This is a genomic window from Armatimonas sp. (genome assembly GCF_031410135.1).
GTDB lineage: Bacteria > Armatimonadota > Armatimonadia > Armatimonadales > Armatimonadaceae > Armatimonas.
Map to the genome: position 1 here is coordinate 1 of NZ_JANNYP010000646.1, position 4490 is coordinate 4490.

Here is a 4490-nt window from a genome sequence, read left to right on the forward strand (position 1 = left end):
CTGCTTGTGGGCGACAGCCTTGGTCGCATCGGTGAAGAAGCCGGTGGACTCCACCACGATATCGACGTTCTCGGTGCTCCAGGGGATCGCGGCGGGGTCTTTCTCGGCGAAGACCTGGATCCTCTGACCGTCCACCACCAAGTCGGTTCCCTCGTAGCCAACCGTGCCCTTGAAGGGGCCGTAGTTGGAGTCGTACTTCAGAAGGTGGGCATTGGTGAGCGCGTCCGTCAGGTCGTTGATCGCCACAATCTGAACGTCGCCGCTGAGCCCATATTTCTCATAGATGGCGCGGAAGGTCAGACGCCCGATGCGCCCGAAACCGTTGATGCCAACACGTACTGCCATATTTTTCCTCACAAATCCAAACGATTTAGATGTGCGGCAGCGTCTCGGGCATCATCGGCGCGACGTTTCCGCCAATCAAAGAGCATACCCGTTTTAAAGTTTAGATGCAAGGCAGACTGTCTTAACATTTCCTACCCCCTAACCCCCGCCCGGCGGGGGGAGGGGGCGTCAAATCCCCGGAAACGCATCTCGGCGGACAAAAAAACGTGCGTTCTTGATGCGTCCGTTTGGTGGGGGATCACCCTGGCGCGGGAGGAGCTTGACTCCGGTGATGGTCTGCTCACTGCCAATATCGACGACTAAGTGGTGCGGGTGATTTTGCTCGCCGCTGGAGTAGGCCGTGTGCCAGTACGTGCTGGGATTGCCGTCCACGGCGTTATCCGACTTGCCGTCCTCCGAGCCCGTCTCCTCGCTACTGGCGTAGATGATTTTTGCCCGAAGCTGCTTACCACCCTCGCCCAGCACGGTAAGCTCAGCGAGCGTGGCGAAGGGATCGCCTTTGTAGTTCGCGAGGCTCTCTAGACAGACATAGTGGCCGAGGACGGGAGTGGCGAAGGTGATGGTCTGGAGCGCACCGCCGTAGGGGAGCATGCCTTCCCAAGTGGGGGCGAGGGAGACGAGGCTCAGGTTCTGGCCTCGCTTGCGGTGGGGTTGTGCGGGCAGGGCATCGGGGCGGAGGTCGTCCAGAATGGGCTCCGTGAGGCCGGAGAGGGCGGCTTGGCGCGGCACTTCCCAGGCAAGCACAACGATCTCATTGACGCCTGTTTTGAGCCAGCAGCCGGGGCAGTAGAGGGTCTGTTGTGGCCCGATACTCCAGTAGCGCCCTAAATGTTGCCCGTTCACCCAGACCATCCCACGCTTCCAGCTTCGCATGTCCAGGTACGTGTCGCCGGTTTGAGTGACCGTAAAAGTGGCGTGGTAGTAGCTCGGCCCCGCGAAGTCTTGGAGTTGGTAGCGAAGTCCCGTCGGTGCGGCTTCGAGCGGGAGCGGAAAGACCTGCCAGGGCGCGGTGAGTGGCTTGCCATCAAGGAGAACGTCGCCCGTGAGCCCTTTTCTGTCATGGAGTCCGGAGCCGTAGTTGATGCGGCCTAGTGCTTCAATCAGAATGTCCAGCGGGCGCGGGTCAATGCGCGGCGGAACGGTAACGGTGTGGCTCTCGCCATCGCGGCGGTTGAGTGTCCCGAGCCGCTCGCCACCGACCGTGACTTGTGCGACATCATGAACACCGGTGAGGCTGAGCGTTGCGGCCTCGCCGGGCGGGAGCATCGTGCGGTAGAGGATCGCCCCGAGAGCGCAGTCGTACTGCTCCATGGTGCGCGGCTTGCTGTCGAGAACAGGCTTGGGCAGGTGCTCCAAAACCCGCGCCGACTCCTCGAAGCGAATCCGGGGAAGCGCGATAACGGGGATAGGCTTCGGAATAGGAGCGAGCGCCTCGCCGGTCGCCTTACCGATGGCATCGCGGATGGCCAAGAACTTCTCACTCACGCCGCCTGCCTCAGGAATCGGGGCGTTGTAGTCGTAGCTGGTGGTGTCCGGCGCGAACTTGGGGTAGTTGGCCCCTGCCCACAGCCCAAAACTGGTGCCGCCGTGCGCGACATAGAGGTTAAACGAGGTCTTCTCCGCCAGCATCGTGGTGACATCACGGACGATGCCCGGCGTCCCGACCTTGGGAAACGGCTCACCCCAGTGCGAGAGCCAGCCAGGGTAGTACTCGGTGATAATCAGCGGGCCGCTGGGACGAAACCGGCGCAGCTCTTTGAGCGAGCCGACACCGCCATTGACGCCACTAAACGTATCCGTGCGCGAGCCGTTCCAGAGCTGGCTGGGACCGTCGGCGGTGAACAGCGGGACGTTGATTCCAGCACGCTCCCAGAGCTTCTTGATCGCTAAAATATACTCTTTATCCTTGCCGTAGCTGCCGTACTCGTTCTCAACCTGCACCATCGCAATCGGGCCGCCATTGGTGACGAGCAACGGCCGCACCTCCGCCGCCAGCCGCGCGACATACTTGGCGACAGCCGCCATATACCGTGGGTCTTGTGTGCGAAGCTTGATATCCGGGGTCTTGAGCAGCCACCAGGGAATCCCGCCCAGCTCCCACTCGGCGCAGACATAGGGGCCAGGACGCAGCATGACCCAGAGGCCCTCTTCCTGCGCCAGCTTGATAAACGCGGCCAGGTCGGCCATACCCGCAAAGTTCCAGCGTCCGGGGGTGGGCTCGTGGAGGTTCCAGAAGTCGTAGGTGGCGACCATGTTGCAGCCCATGGCCCTCAGCATCTGCAGGCGATGCCGCCAGTAGGGGCGCGGGATGCGGCAGTAGTGCATCTCGCCGCAGCGCAGAACGACGGGCTTCCCATCAATGAGGAAGTCCTTCTCCCCGATCTCAAACGTGTGCTTCATGGCCGCCATTTTACCCCCATCCGCCCCGGTTAGAGCGGGGCGTCAACGGGCGTCGCAAGCTCCGCCGCAAAGGCCTTCGGCCATGGGAAGCCTTATGGCCGTTGCGAAGGTGCAAACCTTCGCTTAAGGCCTTTCCAGCGCGAAGCGCTCGTTGACGCCCCCCTCCAACGGGGGCGATAAATAACCGGGGCGACCTTAACCGGCAGGCTTTGCTCGCGCCGTGCGCGGCTTGCGCTCCGAGGGCGGCGTCCCGCCGACCATCTTGTACTGCGGCGACTCCAGCCCAAACGTGAAGCCCACGCCACGCCGCGCTCTCACATTCCAGTCGTTGAGCTCGCGCGCTATGCCATCTCGCTGCTCAATCAGTCCGGTGAGGTGCACCCGCGCCGCGTCTATTTCTGCTTCTTTGGCCTGAATCTGCGCCACTTGTGCATTCTGAGTTGCCAGGGTAAGGCCCGGAACCGTGAAGCTCGGGTTCTCAATCCACATCTGCTTAATCTTCGCCGTCTCATCCAAAACGATGCTGGCGATTACTCTTTTTGCCATCTCTGTTTTTCCTTTCGACAGCCCTGCTTTCGTTCTCGACACGACTGCCTTTGACAAAGACATGACTATTTTCGTTCTCGACAGGATTGTTTTCGTCTTCGACACGACCGTCGAGAACAAAAGCGTGACTGCTTACGACATCAACACTACTACCGAAAACGAAGATAACAAAGTTCCCTACAAGAGAAAAAATGGGTTGGCGCAAAAGAGGGTGCTTACTCTATAATCTTGCCGGTACTTCTACCAGAAAAGGCTCTCCTCTGCACTCATGAAAAACGTACTTCGACTTCTTACGGCAACCCTCGTGCTTGCTACCACGATCTCCCTTGCCCACGCGGGCACGCTCTACGGCATCTCCAACGGCTTCGGAACTGCGGCAAACAACCAGATCTACCAGATTGACCCGGCTACGGGCACGATCTCCAACTCCTTTCAGGTGACCCTGGCAGGCTTCACGGTGACAAGCTCTCAAGCACTCACGGCGCACCCCACCACGGGCGTGCTCTACGGCGTGATCCAGACCTCGGGGCCAACGACACGGCACTTGGTGACAATTGATCCCTCTACAGGAGTCGCGACACAGATCGGGGCGTTCTCCGGCTTGAATTTCGCCAGCCTTGCCTTCAAACCTGATGGCACTCTCATCGGAGTGACGGGCAACAGCGGAACCACCCCAGAGACGCTCTATTCTCTCTCAACCGTGAACGCCACCCCGTCGCTTCTTCTGGCACTGGGTAACGGAGCCGACGGCGAGACGATTGCCATGCACCCCAACGGCCTGCTCTACCACTCCTCTGGCAATAGCGATGCCTTTTTCGAGTCGGTAGATCTGGGCACCAGCACCGTGACCACGCTGGGGCACCAGAGCGGTGAGATGTTCGCGATGGGCTACTTCCCCGACACCGGGCAGCTCCTTGGTTCGGACATCGCTGGTAATTTTTTCTCCATCAATATCGCCGATGGAGCACGCACCGCAATCGGGACGATCAATAGCCCCGACGACAACCGAGGACTGGCCTATGTGGCGACAGCCGCTGCACCTGAGCCAGGCACTCTCGCAGGGCGATTGCATATCAATTCGTCAGTATCCTCTCCAAAAACGTATCATCCCAGCCCGCTCGCAAACGACGATTCTTAACACCCACCTTACTGGTGCGCTCCTGGCTCAGAAGATTTACACAAAAATGACGAAGAATCGC

At 60.1% G+C, this 4490-nt stretch carries 4 protein-coding genes; 1 reads left to right on the plus strand and 3 read right to left on the minus strand.

The genetic code is table 11. The features are described 5' to 3' along the window. The 3 genes from RMO15_RS23660 to RMO15_RS23670 all read right to left on the minus strand — a co-directional run. On the minus strand, nt 1–345 hold a 345-nt coding region (locus RMO15_RS23660; protein ID WP_309718236.1), incomplete at its 3' end, for a glyceraldehyde 3-phosphate dehydrogenase N-terminal domain-containing protein. A 168-nt stretch (nt 346–513) separates the two neighbouring features. Beyond that, complete coding sequence (locus tag RMO15_RS23665; protein ID WP_309718238.1) at nt 514–2745, minus strand: beta-galactosidase; 2232 nt, start codon at nt 2743–2745, stop codon at nt 514–516. Nucleotides 2746–2940: 195 nt separating this feature from the next. Then, nucleotides 2941–3291: a hypothetical protein gene (locus tag RMO15_RS23670; protein WP_309718241.1), complete on the minus strand. Its 351-nt coding sequence runs from the start codon at nt 3289–3291 to the stop codon at nt 2941–2943. 268 nt (nt 3292–3559) lie between these two features. Between RMO15_RS23670 and RMO15_RS23675 the strand changes: the two genes are divergently transcribed. Next, nucleotides 3560–4429, plus strand: coding sequence for a hypothetical protein (locus tag RMO15_RS23675; protein WP_309718243.1), 870 nt, complete (start codon nt 3560–3562; stop codon nt 4427–4429). Nucleotides 4430–4490: the final 61 nt, after the last annotated feature.

Bases quoted from the DNA above. Each gene is read 5' to 3' on its own strand.
- RMO15_RS23665 (WP_309718238.1), bottom strand. From the start codon at position 2,745: ATGAAGCACACGTTTGAGATCGGGGAGAAGGACTTCCTCATTGATGGG.
- RMO15_RS23670 (WP_309718241.1), bottom strand. From the start codon at position 3,291: ATGGCAAAAAGAGTAATCGCCAGCATCGTTTTGGATGAGACGGCGAAG.
- RMO15_RS23675 (WP_309718243.1), top strand. From the start codon at position 3,560: ATGAAAAACGTACTTCGACTTCTTACGGCAACCCTCGTGCTTGCTACC.